18 protein-coding genes are annotated in these 16382 nt (G+C 68.8%); 10 read left to right on the top strand and 8 right to left on the bottom strand.

The window, feature by feature from the left end; all coding sequences use genetic code 11:
- Window positions 1–53 precede the first annotated feature (53 nt).
- The 9 genes from P7V53_RS08095 to P7V53_RS08135 are packed head-to-tail and all read left to right on the top strand — an operon-like array spanning window position 54 to window position 7841.
- Complete coding sequence (locus P7V53_RS08095) at window positions 54–779, top strand: YebC/PmpR family DNA-binding transcriptional regulator (protein WP_280156459.1); 726 nt, start codon at window positions 54–56, stop codon at window positions 777–779.
- On the top strand, window positions 776–2056 hold the full coding sequence (gene purD / locus P7V53_RS08100; RefSeq protein ID WP_280154976.1) for a phosphoribosylamine--glycine ligase: 1281 nt from the start codon (window positions 776–778) through the stop codon (window positions 2054–2056). The genes P7V53_RS08095 and purD overlap by 4 nt, the downstream gene beginning before the upstream one ends.
- Window positions 2007–2975, top strand: a complete 969-nt coding sequence (gene hemF / locus P7V53_RS08105) for an oxygen-dependent coproporphyrinogen oxidase (RefSeq protein ID WP_280154977.1) — start codon at window positions 2007–2009, stop codon at window positions 2973–2975. The genes purD and hemF overlap by 50 nt, the downstream gene beginning before the upstream one ends.
- Window positions 2972–3574: a nicotinate-nucleotide adenylyltransferase gene (gene nadD, locus P7V53_RS08110; protein ID WP_280154978.1), complete on the top strand. Its 603-nt coding sequence runs from the start codon at window positions 2972–2974 to the stop codon at window positions 3572–3574. The genes hemF and nadD overlap by 4 nt, the downstream gene beginning before the upstream one ends.
- Entirely contained in the window at window positions 3575–4144 is a 570-nt protein-coding gene (gene rsfS, locus P7V53_RS08115; protein ID WP_280154979.1) for a ribosome silencing factor, read from the top strand.
- Window positions 4141–4608, top strand: coding sequence for a 23S rRNA (pseudouridine(1915)-N(3))-methyltransferase RlmH (gene rlmH, locus P7V53_RS08120; RefSeq protein WP_280154980.1), 468 nt, complete (start codon window positions 4141–4143; stop codon window positions 4606–4608). Before rsfS ends, rlmH begins: the two co-directional genes overlap by 4 nt.
- 1 nt (window position 4609) lies before the next feature.
- Window positions 4610–5221: a Maf family protein gene (locus P7V53_RS08125; protein ID WP_280154982.1), complete on the top strand. Its 612-nt coding sequence runs from the start codon at window positions 4610–4612 to the stop codon at window positions 5219–5221.
- An 18-nt stretch (window positions 5222–5239) separates the two neighbouring features.
- Window positions 5240–6724 carry a ribonuclease G gene (gene rng / locus P7V53_RS08130; protein WP_280154983.1) on the top strand — a complete coding sequence of 495 codons (1485 nt, stop codon included), beginning with the start codon at window positions 5240–5242 and terminating at the stop codon, window positions 6722–6724.
- 10 nt (window positions 6725–6734) lie between these two features.
- On the top strand, window positions 6735–7841 hold the full coding sequence (locus P7V53_RS08135; protein WP_280154984.1) for a glycosyltransferase family 9 protein: 1107 nt from the start codon (window positions 6735–6737) through the stop codon (window positions 7839–7841).
- A 3-nt stretch (window positions 7842–7844) separates the two neighbouring features.
- Here the strand turns inward: P7V53_RS08135 and P7V53_RS08140 are convergent, their stop codons facing one another.
- The 8 genes from P7V53_RS08140 to msbA are packed head-to-tail and all read right to left on the bottom strand — an operon-like array spanning window position 7845 to window position 15501.
- The gene (locus P7V53_RS08140; protein ID WP_280154985.1) at window positions 7845–8834 is read right to left on the bottom strand and encodes a glycosyltransferase; all 990 of its coding nucleotides are present in this window, start codon (window positions 8832–8834) and stop codon (window positions 7845–7847) included.
- A complete protein-coding gene (locus P7V53_RS08145; protein ID WP_280154986.1) occupies window positions 8831–9943 on the bottom strand; it encodes a DegT/DnrJ/EryC1/StrS family aminotransferase in 1113 nt (370 codons plus the stop codon). Before P7V53_RS08145 ends, P7V53_RS08140 begins: the two co-directional genes overlap by 4 nt.
- Window positions 9940–11433: a glycosyltransferase gene (locus tag P7V53_RS08150; protein WP_280154987.1), complete on the bottom strand. Its 1494-nt coding sequence runs from the start codon at window positions 11431–11433 to the stop codon at window positions 9940–9942. Before P7V53_RS08150 ends, P7V53_RS08145 begins: the two co-directional genes overlap by 4 nt.
- A complete protein-coding gene (locus tag P7V53_RS08155; protein WP_280154988.1) occupies window positions 11430–11849 on the bottom strand; it encodes an FdtA/QdtA family cupin domain-containing protein in 420 nt (139 codons plus the stop codon). The genes P7V53_RS08150 and P7V53_RS08155 overlap by 4 nt, the downstream gene beginning before the upstream one ends.
- Window positions 11846–12322, bottom strand: coding sequence for an N-acetyltransferase (locus tag P7V53_RS08160; protein WP_280154989.1), 477 nt, complete (start codon window positions 12320–12322; stop codon window positions 11846–11848). Before P7V53_RS08160 ends, P7V53_RS08155 begins: the two co-directional genes overlap by 4 nt.
- A 7-nt stretch (window positions 12323–12329) precedes the next feature.
- Window positions 12330–13163: a glycosyltransferase gene (locus P7V53_RS08165; RefSeq protein WP_280154990.1), complete on the bottom strand. Its 834-nt coding sequence runs from the start codon at window positions 13161–13163 to the stop codon at window positions 12330–12332.
- Window positions 13160–13744 (bottom strand): peroxidase-related enzyme, encoded by a 585-nt coding sequence (locus tag P7V53_RS08170; protein WP_280154991.1) that lies wholly within the window; start codon window positions 13742–13744, stop codon window positions 13160–13162. Before P7V53_RS08170 ends, P7V53_RS08165 begins: the two co-directional genes overlap by 4 nt.
- A gap of 20 nt (window positions 13745–13764) precedes the next feature.
- Window positions 13765–15501 carry a lipid A export permease/ATP-binding protein MsbA gene (gene msbA / locus P7V53_RS08175; protein WP_280154992.1) on the bottom strand — a complete coding sequence of 579 codons (1737 nt, stop codon included), beginning with the start codon at window positions 15499–15501 and terminating at the stop codon, window positions 13765–13767.
- Window positions 15502–15560: 59 nt separating this feature from the next.
- On the opposite strand from msbA, the gene P7V53_RS08180 reads away from it, so the two are divergent.
- On the top strand, window positions 15561–16382 hold the full coding sequence (locus P7V53_RS08180; protein WP_280154993.1) for a glycosyltransferase family 2 protein: 822 nt from the start codon (window positions 15561–15563) through the stop codon (window positions 16380–16382).

Below are 16382 nucleotides of genomic sequence, written 5' to 3' on the forward strand. Positions count from 1 at the left end.
TCTATCGAACAACATCTCGAGCCGGCGATGAACGGCTCGCGGCAAGGAGCCATATGGCCGGTCATTCCAAATGGGCCAACATCCAGCACCGCAAGGGCCGCCAGGACGAGAAGCGCGGCAAGATCTGGACGCGCATCATCCGTGAAATCATGGTCGCCGCGCGCCAGGGCGGCGGCGACGCGAACATGAATCCGCGCCTGCGCCTGGCCATCGACAAGGCCAAGGCCGCCAACATGCCGGCCGACACGATCAAGAAGAACGTCGACAAGGCGACCGGCAATCTCGAAGGGGTGAGCTACGAGGAGATCCGCTACGAGGGATACGGCATCGGCGGCGCGGCCATCATCGTCGACTGCATGACCGACAACCGCGTGCGCACCGTGGCGGAGGTGCGCCATGCCTTCAGCAAGCACGGCGGCAACCTGGGCACCGAAGGCTCGGTCGCATTCCAGTTCCGCCATGTCGGGCAGCTGTTGTTTGCGCCGGGCACCAGCGAGGACAAGGTGATGGAAGCCGCGCTCGAGGCCGGCGCCGAGGACGTCATCACCGACGGGGACGGCGCCATCGAGGTGCTCACCGCGCCGGGCGAGTTCGAGGCGGTGAAGAACGCGCTCGAGAAAGCCGGCCTGAAGGCCGACGTCGCAGAGGTCACCATGCGCGCCGAGAACACCATCGAGCTCGGCGGCGAGGATGCGCAGCGCATGCAGAAGCTGCTCGACGTGATCGAGGATCTCGACGACGTCCAGGGCGTCTATCACAACGCCGAGATCGACGCATGAAGCTGCTGGTGATCGGCTCGGGGGGGCGCGAGCACGCGCTCGCGTGGAAGCTGGCGCAGTCGCCCAAGGTTCAGAGCGTCTTCGTCGCGCCGGGCAATGGCGGCACCGCGGTCGATCCGCGGCTGAACAACGTGCCGATCAGCGACCCCCGCGCGCTGGCCGACTTCGTGCGCAAGGAAAAGATCGTGCTGACCGTGGTCGGCCCGGAAGCCCCGCTGGCAGGCGGCGTCGTCGACGTCTTCCGCGAGCAGGGCCTGCGCATCTTCGGCCCCACCAAGGCCGCGGCGCAGCTGGAGAGCTCGAAGGCCTTCGCCAAGGCCTTCATGAAGCGCCACAAGATCCCGACCGCCGACTACGAGACCTTCACCGACGCCGCCAAGGCGCATGCCTACGTCGACGAGCACGACGCGCCCATCGTCATCAAGGCCGACGGTCTGGCTGCGGGCAAGGGCGTCGTGGTCGCCATGTCGCTGCCGCAGGCCCACGAGGCCATCGACTGGATGCTGACCGACAACAAGCTCGGCGTGCAGCACAACGAAGGCGGCGCCCGTGTGGTCATCGAGCAGTTCCTCGAAGGCGAGGAGGCCAGCTTCATCGTGCTGTGCGACGGCAAGCACGTCGTCTCGCTGGCCACCAGCCAGGACCACAAGCGCCTGCGCGACGACGACGAGGGGCCGAACACCGGCGGCATGGGCGCGTATTCGCCCGCGCCGGTGGTCACGCCCAATGTGCATGCCAAGGTGATGCACGAGATCATCATGCCGACCATCCAGGGCATGGCCAAGGACGGCGCGCCCTTCACCGGCTTCCTCTATGCCGGCCTGATGATCGACTCGAACGGCAATCCGCGCACGGTCGAGTTCAACTGCCGCCTGGGCGATCCCGAGACGCAGCCGATCATGATGCGGCTCAAGAGCGACCTGTTCGACGTGCTGATGCACGCCACCGACGGCACGCTCGACCAGGTCGAGCTCAAGTGGGACCGCCGCGTCGCGCTGGGCGTGGTGATGGCGGCTCACGGCTATCCGCTCGACCCGCGCAAGGGCGACGTCATCACCGGCGTGCCGGCCGAGGCCGCCGACGCGGTGGTGTTCCACGCAGGCACCAGTCTGGCGGGCCAGGATCTCGTCACCGCCGGCGGCCGCGTGCTGTGCGTGACGGCGCTGGGCGATTCCGTGCGGCAGGCGCAGCAGCGCGCCTACGAGATGCTGCAGGGCATTCGCTTCGATGGTGCGCAGTACCGGCGCGACATCGGCCACCGCGCGATCAAGCGCTGAGCCCGTGGACACCGCCGCGGTTCGCGACTGGCTGCTCTCGCTGCAAGAGCGCATCGTCGCCGCGATGGAGGCCGAGGACGGCTCGCCCTTCATCGCCGACCGCTGGGTGCGCGAGCCGGGCGGCCCGCTGGAAGGCGAGGGCCTTTCGCGCCTGGTCGAAGGCGGCGCGCTGCTCGAGCGCGCCGGCTGCAGCTTCTCGCATGTGAAGGGCCGCACGCTGCCGCCTTCGGCCACCCAGCATCGGCCCGAACTGGCCGGCGCGCCCTTCGAGGCAATGGGCGTCTCGCTGGTCTTCCACCCGCGCAATCCGTATGTGCCGACGGTTCACATGAACGTGCGCATGCTGGCGGCGCATCCGTCTGCCCGCGACCCGGTGACCTGGTTCGGTGGCGGCATGGACCTCACGCCCTACTACGGCTTCGAGGCCGACGCCGAGCATTTTCACCGCGTCAACCGGGATGCGCTCGCCCCCTTCGGCGCCGGCCTGTACCCGCGCTTCAAGCAGTGGTGCGACGACTACTTCTTCCTCAAGCACCGCAACGAGCCGCGCGGCATCGGCGGCGTCTTCTTCGACGACTTCTCCGAGCTGGGCTTCGACAGCAGCTTCGCGATGACGCGCGCGGTGGGCGACGCCTTCCTCGCCGCCTACCTGCCGATCGTGCAGCGGCGCAAGGCCCTGGCCTACGGCGAGCGCGAGCGCGACTTCCAGGCTTACCGGCGCGGCCGCTATGTCGAGTTCAACCTGGTCTTCGACCGCGGCACGCTGTTCGGCCTGCAGTCGGGCGGGCGCACCGAGTCGATCCTGATGTCGATGCCCCCGATCGTGAAATGGCGCTACAACTGGCAGCCCGAGCCGGGCTCGCCGGAGGCGCGGCTCTACACGGAGTTCCTCCGGCCTCGCGACTGGACCCCCGTTTGAAAAGGATCGGCCTGTACGGCGGGAGCTTCGATCCCGTGCATCGCGCGCACCTGGCGCTCGCCCGCACGGCGCTGGAGCACCTCATGCTCGACGAGCTGCGCTGGATCCCCGTCGGCGATGCGTGGCAGAAGCCGCGCGAGCTGACGCCGGCTGCGGACCGGGCCGCGATGGTGGCGCTGGCCATCGAGGACGAGCCGCGGTTCGTGCTGGAGCGCTGCGAGCTCGAACGCCAGGGCCCGAGCTACATGATCGACACCGTGCGCGAGCTGAAGGCGGCACACCCTTCGCCCGCGTTGTGGTTTCTCGTCGTAGGCCAGGACCAATACGGGCAGCTGCACACCTGGCGCGACTGGCGCGAGCTGGCCGCCGAGGTGTCCTTCGCCGTCGCTGCGCGCGAGGGCGTGGAGCCGACACCCGGCGACGCGCTGGCCGATCATCCGCACCATGCGGTGACGCTGCCGCTGCCGCGCATCGACGTGTCGTCGTCGGACGTGCGCCGGCGCGTGGCCGCGCGCGAGGGCATCACCGACATGGTGCCTCCCCCAGTCGCGAGCTATATTGACCGACACCACCTGTACCGAGGGCATCCCGGGAGCTGAATGGACATCCGCAAACTGCAACGCGCCATCGTCGATGGTCTGGAAGACGTGAAGGGCCAGAACATCGTGGTCTTCAACACCGAGCACCTGTCGCCGCTCTTCGAGCGCGTGGTCATCGCCTCGGGCACCAGCAACCGGCAGACCAAGGCCCTGGCGTCGAGCGTGCGCGACGCCGTGAAGTCCAGGGGCTTTCCCGTGATGCGCACCGAGGGCGAGGACAACGGCGAGTGGATCATCGTGGACTGCGGCGCCGCCGTCGTGCATGTGATGCAGCCGGCCATCCGCACCTACTACCACCTCGAGGAGATCTGGGGCGACAAGCCGGTCAAGCTCAAGCTCGACGACAAGCCGGTCAGCCTGGTCAAGGCATCCAACGACGCCGGGCCCGCCAGGAAGGCCTCCGCGAAGAAGGCGGCGCCGGCGAAGAAGGCCGCGGCCAAGAAGGTGCCGGCCAAGAAGACAGCGGCGAAAAAGGCGGTGACGCGCACGGTGGGTGTGAAGAGCGCAGCGGCGAAGAAGGCCGCGCCGGCCAGGAAAGCCCCGGCGAAGAAGACCGCGACGCGCTCGTGAAGCTGGTGCTGGTCGCCGTTGGACAACGCCAACCAGCCTGGGCCGACACCGCCTACGACGATTTCGCCAAGCGCTTCCCGCCCGAGCTCAGGCTCGAGCTGAAGGCGGTGAAAACCGAAGCGCGCGGCTCCAGGACCGCCGAGCAGCTCATGGCCGCCGAAGCGGCTCGCCTCGCGTCCGCCGTGCCGAAAGGGGCGCGTCGCGTCGTGCTCGACGAGCACGGCACGCGCGTCACGACGCTGCAGCTGGCCGAACGCTTGCAGGCGTGGATGAACGACGGCCGCGACGTCGCGCTCCTGGTGGGCGGACCCGACGGCCTCGACGCGGCGCTGAAGGCCTCGGCCGACGAGACGCTGCGCCTGTCGGATCTCACGCTGCCGCATGCGTTCGTGCGCGTGCTGCTCGCCGAGGCGCTGTACCGCGCATGGACCGTGATGGTCCATCACCCGTACCACCGCGAGTGAGATGAGCGCTGCCCACGATTTCGTCTATCTCGCCTCGCAGAGCCCGCGCCGGCGCCAGCTGCTGGAGCAGCTGGGCGTACGGCACGAGCTGCTGCTGCCGGGTCCCGACGAGGACGCCGAAGCGCTGGAGGCCGAGATCCGGGGCGAGGCGCCCGTCGCCTACGTCGAGCGGGTGACTCGCGCCAAGCTGTTGGCGGCGCGCCGCAGGCTCGCCGCGCGCGGCCTGCCGCCCGCGCCCATCCTGTGCTCCGACACCACCGTTGCGCTGGGGCGCCGCCTGCTCGGCAAGCCGGCCGATGCTGCCGATGCACACGCCACGCTGGCCTTGCTGTCGGGCCGCACGCACCGCGTCATCACCGCGGTGGCGGTCGCCTGGGGCCGGCAGGACGCGCTCGCGATCAACATCTCGCGCGTGCAGTTCGACGCCGTGAGCGAGCGCGACATCGCGCACTATGTCGCCACCGGCGAGCCCTTCGGCAAGGCCGGTGCCTACGCCATACAGAGTGCCGCGGCCGCGTGGATCCGGCATATCGAGGGCAGCTACTCCGGTATCATGGGTTTGCCCTTGTACGAGACGGCACAACTGCTGAGACAAGCGCGCGTCAGGTTCTGAGCGCGACGACAAACGTCCATGCAAGACATCCTCATCAACTGGGCCCCTCAGGAAACACGCGTGGCGGTGGTCGAGAATGGCGCCGTGCAGGAGCTCCACGTCGAGCGAACGCTCGAGCGCGGCCTGGTCGGCAACATCTACGCTGGCCGCGTCGCGAGGGTGCTGCCCGGCATGCAATCGGCCTTCATCGACATCGGACTCGAACGCGCGGCCTTCCTGCACGTGGCCGACGTTCATGCCAACGGAGGCACGCCGCGCAACGACCATGCGCCGGGCACCGCGCCGCCGACGCCGATCGAGCGCCTCGTCTTCGAAGGGCAGACGCTGACGGTGCAGGTGATCAAGGATCCCATCGGCACCAAGGGCGCCCGGCTGTCCACGCAGATCAGCATCGCCGGCCGGCTGCTCGTGTTCCTGCCGCAGGACGACCACATCGGCATCTCGCAGAAGATCGGATCGCCCGAGCTGCGCGAGCAGCTTCGCACGCGCATGCAGGCGCTGGTGGGCAAGTCCGAAGACGGCGGAGGCGGCGGCTTCATCCTGCGCACCAATGCCGAGGAAGCGACCGATGCGGAGCTGGCCGACGACATCGCCTACCTGCGCAAGACCTGGGCCGCGATCCGCGAGCGCAGCTTCAAGTCGCCCGCCGGAACGCTGCTGCACCAGGACCTGAGCCTCACCGAGCGCGTGCTGCGAGACCTCGCGCACGACGACACGCAATCCATCCGCATCGACTCGAAGATGCAGTTCGATGCGCTCAAGGCCTTCGGCGAGCAGTTCACGCCCACGTCGGTGAGCAAGCTGGAGCTGTACAAGGGCGAGCGGCCGATCTTCGACCTGTACAACATCGACGAGGAGATCACCAAGGCCCTCGCGCGGCGCGTCGATCTCAAGTCGGGCGGTTACCTGATCATCGACCAGACCGAGGCGCTGACGACCATCGACGTCAACACCGGCGGCTACGTCGGCGCGCGAAACTTCGACGACACCATCTTCAAGACCAACCTGGAGGCGGCTGGAGCGATCGCGCGCCAGCTGCGGCTGCGCAACCTCGGCGGCATCATCATCGTCGACTTCATCGACATGACGCGCGAAGAGCACCAGAACGCCGTGCTCGCCGAATTCCGCAAGCAGCTCGCGCGCGACCGGACCAAGATCACCGTGAGCGGCTTCACCCAGCTCGGTCTGGTCGAGATGACGCGCAAGCGCACACGTGAATCGCTGGCCCACATGCTGTGCGAGCCGTGTCCCACCTGCGAAGGCAAGGGGCAGGTGAAGACGCCGCGCAGCGTCTGCTACGACATCCTGCGCGAGATCCTGCGCGAGGCGAGGCAGTTCAACCCCAAGGAATTCCGCGTCATCGCCGCGCCGTCGGTGGTGGAGATGCTGCTCGACGAGGAGAGCCAGCATCTGGCCGGCCTGTCCGACTTCATCGGCAAGCCGATCTCGCTGCAGGCCGAGGCGATGGGGTCTCCGGAGCAATACGACATCGTGCTGATGTGAGGCGCGTGCCGTGAAGGTCCTGGACCCGCGCGCCGAGTTCCGGCGCATCCTCGTGATCTGCACCCGGCAGATCGGTGACGTGCTGCTGACCACCCCGCTGATCCGCGCCGCCAAGCGGCGCTGGCCCGCTGCGCAGATCGACGTGCTGGGTTTCGCCGGCACGCTCGGCATGCTGAAGGGCAACCCCGATGTGCACGAGCTCATCGAGGTGCCCGGCGGCAGCGGATGGATGCAGTCCAAGGCGCTCATCCAGCGCCTGTGGCGACGCTACGACCTCTCGCTGGTTGCCCAGCACAGCGACCGGGCGCACCTGTACGGCTGGATCGCGGCGCGTGTGCGCAGCGGCCAGGTGCCCGACGAGGGCCGTGCATGGTGGAAGCGGGCGCTGCTCGACCATGCCGTCGTGCTGCGAGGCAACCAGACTCACGTCGTCATCGACAAGCTGAAGCTGCTTTCACCGTGGACGCATCCGGCCGAGGCCGAGGTCGTCGCGCCGGCCGGGGCCGAGGTGCCGCCGGGCGTGGCCGAGCAGCTGCGCGCGCCCTACGTCGTGCTGCAGGTGCCCTCGCTGGTCCGCTACAAGCAGTGGCCGCTGCCGCACTACGCCGAGCTGGCCAGGGGCCTGGCCGGCGACGGCTTCCAGGTCCTGCTGACCGGCGGGCCGTCCGAAGCCGATCGCAAGGCGGTCGCCGAGGTCGCGCGTCTGGCTGCGCAGGCGCAGATACTGCCGCTCGCCGGCCTGCTCGATTTCGCGCAGCTCACCACCTTGCTGCGCGGCGCGTCGCTCTACGTGGGGCCGGACACCTCGGTGACCCACCTCGCCGCCGCCTGCGACGTGCCCGTGGTGGCGCTGTACGGGCCCATCGACCCTCGCGTCTGGGGGCCGTGGCCCGGCCGCGGGCCGCTGGAGCTGCCGTATCGGCAGCGGGCCTTGTCGCAGCGCAGCGGCAAGGTGATCCTGCTGCAGGGCACGCCGTCGTGCGTGCCCTGCAATGGCGCGGGGTGCGACCGACACAACGACAGCCGCAGCGAGTGCCTGGAGACGATGGACCCGCAGCGGGTGCTCGCCGAAGCACGAGCGGCCCTGGGACAGGGCGCGCACCCGCCAGCCCGCTGACTGTCAGCGGCCTTCGCCGTGTCGCATCGTCCTCGATGCGGCCTGCATCGCCCGGATGCGGGCAGCCACCGCCGGCATGCCCAGCGAGGCGAACTTGCGCAGCCGCCAGCCGAGCGCCACGTCGCGATGGCGGCGCGTGGCGCGCCAGCGACCGGTGAGATCGGGTGCCGCCAGCAGCGCCTGCAGGAAGAGTTCGCGCCCGTATTCGCGCCGGATGGCGTTCTCGACCAGTGCTTCCTCGCCCACGCTTCGCGCGTCCGCCAGCCACTGCTCATGCAGCGCGACGTGCGTGGCATTGGAGCGCCGCATGCGGGCAACGAAGTGCTCGGCCGTGAAGGCGCGCATGCGGTCGGACACGCCGCCCTGGCGATAGCGAACGAGCGGCACCGGCAGTGTGGCGGCCCCGCCGCCGCACAACGCGCGCAGCAAGTTGACCTGGTCCTCGTGCGCGACCTTGGGACCCAATGGCCCGAAGCGCTGGAAGGTGCGGCGCGTGAACGCGTGGGCCGCGCCGACGATGTAGGGCCGATGCTGCGCCCAGTCCTGGAGCGAGCGCCACTGCGCCAGATCGTCCACCTCGACGATGCCGACATCGCGGCCTTCGTGGTCCATGTCGATCAGGTGACTCGCGATGAGGTCGAGCCGCTGCTGCGAAGCATCCCAGGCCGCGGCGACACGCGCCACCCGATCGGGCAGCGACAGGTCGTCGCCCGCCATCATCACGATGAGCTCGCCGCGGGCCGCGCGCACCACTTCGTTGAAGTGGGCCCCGATGCCGAGGTTGGCGGGATTTCGGCGCACGACGACCTCGTGCGGTCCCGCGTACCCGGTCGCCAGCGAGCGCATCTGCTCGTGCGTGCTGTCCGGCGATGCGTCGTCCGACAGCAGGATCTCGATGGGCTCGCCGGTCTGCGCGAGTGCGCTCTTCACGGCGTCGTCGATGAAGGCCGCCTGCCGATAGGCCAGCACCGCCAGCGTGATTCGCGGCGTCATGCCGACCCGCTCCGGCGGGGGCCCACGATCTCGGCCAGCGCGGCGATGACAGCGTCGATCTCCGCCGGCGTGTGCACGGGGCTGATGGGCAGGCTCAGCACGCGCCCGGCCAGCGCCTCGCTCACCGGCAGCGCCGGCCATGGCCGCTCGGCGAAGGCCTGCTGGCGGTGGCAGGCGGCGGGATAGTGGATCAGCGTTGCAATGCCGCGTGCCGCAAGCTCCCGCTGCACGCGTTCGCGCTCGTCGACACGCACGACGAAGAGGTGCCACACCGGCTCGCAATGCTCCGCGGTGGCGGGAAGCTCCACCGCGACGTCTTCCAGCCCGCGCAGATAGCGCGCGGCGAGCTGCGCGCGAACCGCGTTCTCGGCATCCAGCGCAGGCAGCTTCACGCGCAGCATCGCCGACTGCAGCTCGTCCAGGCGCGAGTTGACGCCGATGAATTCGTGCACGTACTTCTTGCGCGAGCCGTAGTTGCGCAGCGCACGCAGGCGCGAGGCGAGCTCGTCGTCGTCGGTGGTGATGGCGCCGCCGTCGCCCAGTGCGCCGAGATTCTTTCCCGGGTAGAAACTGAACCCCGCGGCCACGCCGAGCGCGCCGGCGCGCGCCCCGCGATAGCGGGCGCCGTGCGCCTGCGCGGCATCCTCGACGACGTAGAGGCCGTGCTGCCGCGCGAACGTGGCGATCGGCTCCATCTCCGCGGTCTGGCCGTACAGGTGCACCGGCATCACGGCGCGCGTGCGAGGGGTGAGTGCGGCGGCGAGGCGGGCAGGGTCGAGGTTGCCGGTGTCGGGTCGTGGATCGACGGGCACCGGTTGCGCGCCCACCTGGCACACCGCCAGCCAGGTGGCGATGAAGGTGTTGGCCGGGACGATGACCTCGTCGCCGGCGCCTATGCCCAGGGCCCGCAGGATGAGCACCAGCGCGTCGAGGCCATTGGCCACGCCGATGCAGTGGCGCGTGCCGCAGTAGCGGGCGAAATCGGCTTCGAATGCGGCGGTCTCCTCGCCGAGGATGTACCAGCCCGAGCGCAGCACGCGCTGCTGTGCGGCCTGGAGAGCGGCTTCGTGCGGCGCATTCACGCGCCGCAGGTTGAGGAATTCGATCATGGTCGGCGAAGTCCGAGCTTGGTGGGGAGCTTGCGCAGCGAGTTCTTCCATCGGGCCACGCGACGCTCCATCCTGCGCGGCGGGTCCAGCACCTGCTGCAGCGAGAGGCGCTGCTCGAAGCGTGCGATCGCCGCCTCGGCGCGCGCCAGCTCGCTTGCCGTCCAGCTCGCCCGGTGTTCATCGAGCTTGCGCCGCAGGCTTGCCATGGCCGACACCGCGCCGTCGATCTCCTTGCGCACGACCTCGTGCGCGAAGCCGTATTCCTGCAGCAGCTGCGCGAGCCGCAGCTGCGTGTACGGCCAGTCGAAGCGGCCGGCGTCGAAGCGCCGCGTCACCGCATCGGGATTGTCCTGACGGTACAGGAAGCGACCACCGCTGAAGGCCACCTGTCTGCATTCGAGGAAGAAGCGGCGCACGGAATACTCGTCGCTGTTGAGGCTGAAATCCTCGAAGCCCAGCCGGCGTACCAGGCCGGCGTTCCACAGCGCGTTGCCGGGAATGGACCAGCTCAGCGATTGCAGGCACGCCTCGCGCCCCGAGACGATCGCATCGGCATCGCCCGCCAGGCCCACCAGCGAGCGGTTCTTCGCGGGGGCGTCCTCGTGGTGCAGCACGACCTCCGGAATCACCGCATCGGCGCCGGTCTCCTGCGCACGGGCATGCATGCGGGCCAGCCAGTCGGACGAGAACGAATCGTCCTGCGAGGAATAGACGAAGTAACCGCCCGTCATCAGGCCCAGCGCGTGGTTGAGCGCCCGCGGTGCCGATCCCAGGTTGACCGGCGTGGTGACGACGCGAATGCGTGGATCGCGTGCCGCATACCGCGCCAGTATCTGCGCGCTGCCATCGGTGGAGGCATCGTCGATGCAAAGCACCTCGAAGTCGGCATGGGTCTGCGCCAGCACCGAATCGAGGGTCTGCGCCAGATGCTTCTCTCCGTTGTGGACCGGAATGAAGACGCTGATGCGGGCAGCGGCGCCGGGTTGGGCGGCCGGGCTGTCGGGCGCCGCCACTTTCTGCATCACGGTGATGAGGTGCGGCCCGCGCCACTCCTGATGGCGAAGCCTGAAGGCGCCCTTGAACCCGTAGATCGACCCCCAGCGGACCTGGTCGTCGAAGTAGAACGGGAAGGTCTCTTCGGTGATGATGTTGACGTGCGTCGGGTCGCGAAAGGCCACGCCGTGCGGATACGCCGGGGTGTGCGAGAGGAACAGCCCGCCCGGCTTGAGCACGCGGTGGATCTCGTTCATCACCTCGATGAAGGCGTGCCGCCGCTGGGGCGCGTAGATGATCCGCGGCACGTGCTCGATGAAGTCGTAGGCGGTGAGGTAGTCGAAGCTCTCGTCACCGAACGGGATCGGCTCGATGACGAGGTCGGCGCTCTTGATGTTGCCCGCCAGGTTGTCGCGCACGTCGACGCCGAAAAGCTCGTCGGCGTGGAAGGGGTTGCGCGGAATGTCGCCGCAGCCGAGGTCCAGCGTCCTGCTCATGCGTGGGGACGCGCGAGCGCCAGCTGGTACTCGCCGTAGTCACGGTAGTAGTCGGCCTCGTCGTAGACGTTGGAGGCCAGCACCATGCAGACCGAGCCCGAGGAGAAGTTGTCCAGCTCGCGCCAGATCATGGGGCACACGTACAGCCCGTGATACGAGCGGTTGAGATGAAAGCGCTGCTTGCCGCCGCGGCCATCGTCGAGGACGACGTCGAAGCTGCCCGACATGGCGACGATGAGCTGGTGCAGCGCCTTGTGGGCGTGGCCCCCGCGCTCGGAGCCGCCGGGCACGTCGTACAAGTAGTACACGCGGGCGATGTCGAACGGCACGTGCCGCCGGCCTTCGATGAAGGTCAGGTTGCCGCGTGGATCAGCGATCTTCGGCAGGTCGACGATTCGGCATTCGGCCAGGCTCATGGCTGCGCCTCTCCGATGATGCGCGCCGGGTTGCCGACGACGGTGGCGCCGTCCGGCACGTCGCGGGTCACCACCGCTCCGGCTCCGACGGTGGCGCCCGCACCGATGCGCAGCCCGGGCAGGAGCACGGCGCCGGCGCCTATCGATGCGTCGCGGGCCACGACGGTGCGCTCCAGCCTGAACCCGCGGTTGCCGCTGCGCGGATGACGGTCGTTGGTGAAGCTGACGTTGGGTCCGACCATGACGCCGTCCTCCAGCGTGATCCCGTTCCAGACCTGCACGCCGCTCTTGATGGTGACGCGGTCGCCGATGGATACCTCGCTCTCGATGAAGCAATGCGAGCAGATGTTGCACTCGCGCCCGATCCGGGCGCCGGGCAGCACGACGACGTACTGCCATATGCGCGTGCCGGCGCCGATCTCGGTGGTTTGTACGTCGGACAGCGGATGCACGGAGTAGGGGATGTCGGTCATGGGCAGCTCACAGGTACAGCGCGTCGGTCCACTGGCCATTCTTGCGCAGCATGTGCATCGCATAGCCGTGCGCCGCGCGCTCCTGCGCGACCCACTCGCGCGCCTGCCGCTTGCGCTCCGACTTGAAGCGCTTGCGCGCCAGCCAGCCCATGCCGACCTTGCTGTAGAAGTGCGCGCGATCGCCGAGGTCGTCCTGGCCGCTTTCGAGCTTCATGGCCTTCTGCGTGATCGAGCCGAAGTGGTGCAGCACCACATCGCCGACGGTGCCCACCGGCACATCGTGGCGCAGGCAGCGGATCAGGTACTCCACGTCCTCGCGCCCGCCGAGCTGGCGGTCGGTATCGGGAAAGCCGATCGCTTCGAACACTCGGCGGCGCACCGCGAAGCAGACGCCGTGGAACCAGCCGCGGCGCAAGCTCCCGCGCATCGCCTCGCGGAACTTCTGCGCATGCTGGACGAAGTCGTAGTCGAGCGGCCCCTCGATCAGCGCCGGGCTCACGACGTCCAGGCCGTGCCGGTCGGCGGCGGCGAACAGATCGTCCATCGCATTCGGGCACACGACGACGTCGTTGTTCAGCAGCACCACCCAGTCGCTCTCGTCGTGCAGTGCGCCCTGGGCCCATGCGCCGCCGCATCCCAGGTTGACGCGGTTGCGGATGGCGGGGATCTCGGGCCGCGAAGCGAGCCAGCGCGGTGTTTCGTCGGAGCTGCCGTTGTCGATGACGAGCAGCGCCGAGGCCGGCGTGCCCGATGCCAGCAGGCTGTCGACGCACTGCTGCGTGTACCGCAGCTGGTTGAGCACGGGGATGACGACGCGGTAGTTCATGCCTTCGCGTCTCAACGGGCCGCCTTGGGCACGCGCCCGAGCAGGTAGAACTCGTCGTTGGGCCGCAGCGAGACCAGGTTGGCCATGCGGTTGGACAAGCCGAACAGCGCCGTGATCGCGCCGATGTCCCAGATGTCCTCGTCGGTGAACCCGTGGGCGTGCAGCGCCGCGTAATCGGACTCGCCGACGTTCTGCGCATCGCTGCAGACCTTGAGCGCGAAGGCGAGCATCGCCTTCTGGCGTGGCGTGATGTCGGCCTTCATCGGGTTGGTCGCGAGCTGGTCGGCGATCAGCGGGCTCTTCTCGTAGATGCGAAGGATGGCCCCGTGCGCGACAACGCAGTACAGGCAGCGGTTGGCTCCGCTGGTGGCCACGATGATCATTTCCTTCTCGCCCTTGGACAGGCCCGATTCGCGCAGCAGCAGCGCATCGTGGTAGGCGAAGAAGGCGCGGAACTCGTCCGGCCGGTGAGCCAGTGCCAAAAAGATGTTCGGCACGAATCCGGCCTTCTCCTGCACGGCGAGGATGCGCTCGCGCAGGTCGTCGGGCAGCGCTTCGAGCGTCGGTACGGGGAATCGGCTGATCGGGTGCGGCATGGCATCGGCCTTTCGGTGTGTCAGGTGTTGAACTGCAGCGAGTGCAGGCGCGCGAAGAGGCCGCCGCGCGCGAGCAGCTCGCCGTGCGTGCCTTGCTCGAGCACGCGGCCGTGCTCGAGCACGATGACGCGGTCGGCCGCCTCGATGGTCGACAAGCGGTGCGCGATGACGATCGACGTGCGGCCCGCCATCAGTCGCTCCAGCGCCGTCTGCACCAGGCGCTCGCTCTCGCTGTCGAGCGCCGATGTGGCCTCGTCGAGGATGAGGATGGGCGCGTCCTTGTACACCGCGCGGGCGATCGCCAGCCGCTGGCGTTGTCCGCCGGACAGCTGGCTGCCGTTGTGCCCCACGGGCGTGTCGAGCCCCTGGGGCAGCTTCTCGACGAAGTCGCGCAGGTTGGCGCTGGCCAGGGCGGCGAGCACGCGCTCCCGGTCCATTTCGGCACCCAGGCAGACATTGGCCGCGACCGTGTCGTTGAACAGCACCACGTCCTGGCTGACCAGCGCGAACTGCTGGCGCAGCGCGCGGATGTCCCATTCGGCCAGCGCGACGCCGTCGAGCAGCACGCTGCCGGAGACGGGATCCAGGAAGCGCGGCAGCAGGTTCACCAGCGTCGACTTGCCCGAGCCCGAGGGCCCGACCAGCGCGACCGTTTCGCCGGCGCGGATGTCGAGGCTCACGTGGTCCAGCGCCGCCGGCTGGTCGTCGCGATAGCGCAGGGACACGTCGCGCAGTTCGATGCGTCCCTCGGCGCGGCCCGGATCGTGCCCGCCGCCCGCTTCGGGCGGCGCGTGGTCCAGCATGCTCATGCCGCGGTCCAGCGCGGCCAGGCCGCGGGTGATCGGCCCCGACACCTCGGACAGGTGCTTGATGGGCGTCACCAGCATCAGCATGGCGGTGACGAAGCCGACGAAGTCGCCCACCGTCGAGCCGCCGCTGCGGCTCTGCCACAGCGCGACGACGATCACCGCCGACAGCGCGCAGGCCGCAAGCACCTGCGTCAAAGGCGTCGTGGTGGAAGCGGCGACGGTCGATTTCAGCGACAGCCGCCGCAGCACTTCGCTGACCTTGCCGAAACGTCCGATCTGCGACGGCGCAGCGGCGTGCAGTCGCACGATTCGCCAGGCCAGCACGTTCTCCTCGACGACGTACGCGAGCTGGTCGGTGGCGTTCTGCGTCTGGATCGTCAGCCGGTGCAGGCGTCGGCTCACCACCCGCATCACGAAGGCGACCAGCGGGAAGAGCACGGCGACGAACAGGGTGAGCTGCCAGTTGAGGTACAGCAGGTAGACCAGCAGCGCGAGCAGGGTCAGGGAGTCACGCACCAGCGACAGCATGGCATTGACGAGCAGCGTGGTGCCGGTCTGCACTTCGTAGGTCACGGTATTGATCAGGCTGCTCGCCGAGTTGCGCGTGAACAGCAGCGGCTCGGCCTCGAGCAGCCGGGCGAACAGCGCCCCGCGCAGCTTCTGGATGCCCCGGTTGGCCGACCACGAGAGGCCGTACTGCGCAAGGAAGCCGGCGAGTCCGCGGATGGCGAACAGGCCGATCACCGACACGGGCACCAGCCACAGCGAGAGCTTGCCGGCACTGAAGCCGCGGTCCAGCAACAGGCGCAGCAGCGCCGGCACCATCGGCTCGGTGGCCGAGGCAATGATGGTGCCGGCGGCGGCGAGCACGAAGCCCCAGTGGCTGCTGCGAAAGAACGGAGCGATGCGGGCCAACCGCACCTTCAACGGCACGACCTCGGATGTCATGGGCCGGCATTATCGGTGCCTGCCTACAATCGCCTGCCCGTCGCCCCGACCCGCCCGCCTTGAACCTCTCGGTCATCCTCATCACCCGCAACGAAGCGCACAACATCGCCGCATGCCTGCAGTCGGTGGGGTTCGCCGACGAATGGATCGTCGTCGACTCCAGCAGCGACGACGGCACGCGTGAGATCGCCGAGCGCTGCGGTGCACGGGTGACGACCACGAGCGACTGGCCCGGCTTCGGGGTGCAGAAGAACCGCGCGCTCGCGCAGGCGCAGGGGCGCTGGGTGCTCAGCATCGACGCCGACGAGCGTGTGAGCGAACAGCTCGCCGCGAACATCCTGCGGGTCGTCGCGGACGTCACATCCGGACAAGAACCACACGCTTCCTCGCAGGGCGCCCCCCGCGGCGCGGTAGGCTACGAGCTGTCGCGGCTGTCCAGCTTCTGCGGCCAGTGGATGCGCCACGGCGACTGGTACCCCGATCGCGTGCTGCGGCTGTTCCGCCGCGGCACCGGCCGCTTCTCCGACGATCTGGTGCATGAGCGCCTGCTCATCGACGGTCCGATCGGCCGGCTCGAAGGCGAATTGCTGCACGACAGCATGCCGACCCTCGAGAACGCCATCGACAAGATGAACCGCTACAGCAGCGGGCGCGCACTCGACAAGGTGCGCGCAGGCCGGCAGGGCGGCCTGGCGTCGGCGTTGTCGCACGGGCTGTGGGCCTTCATCCGCTGCTATCTGCTGCGTCGGGGTTTTCTCGATGGACGTCTGGGGTTGGTGTTGGCGGTGTATGTGGCCGAAGGCACGTACTACCGTTATCTGAAGATGGGCCTGCTGGCGCGCTCCGGCGCGGTGAACCAACCGGCCAAAACGGGGTCATGA

This window comes from Piscinibacter sp. XHJ-5 (assembly GCF_029855045.1).
GTDB lineage: Bacteria > Pseudomonadota > Gammaproteobacteria > Burkholderiales > Burkholderiaceae_C > Albitalea.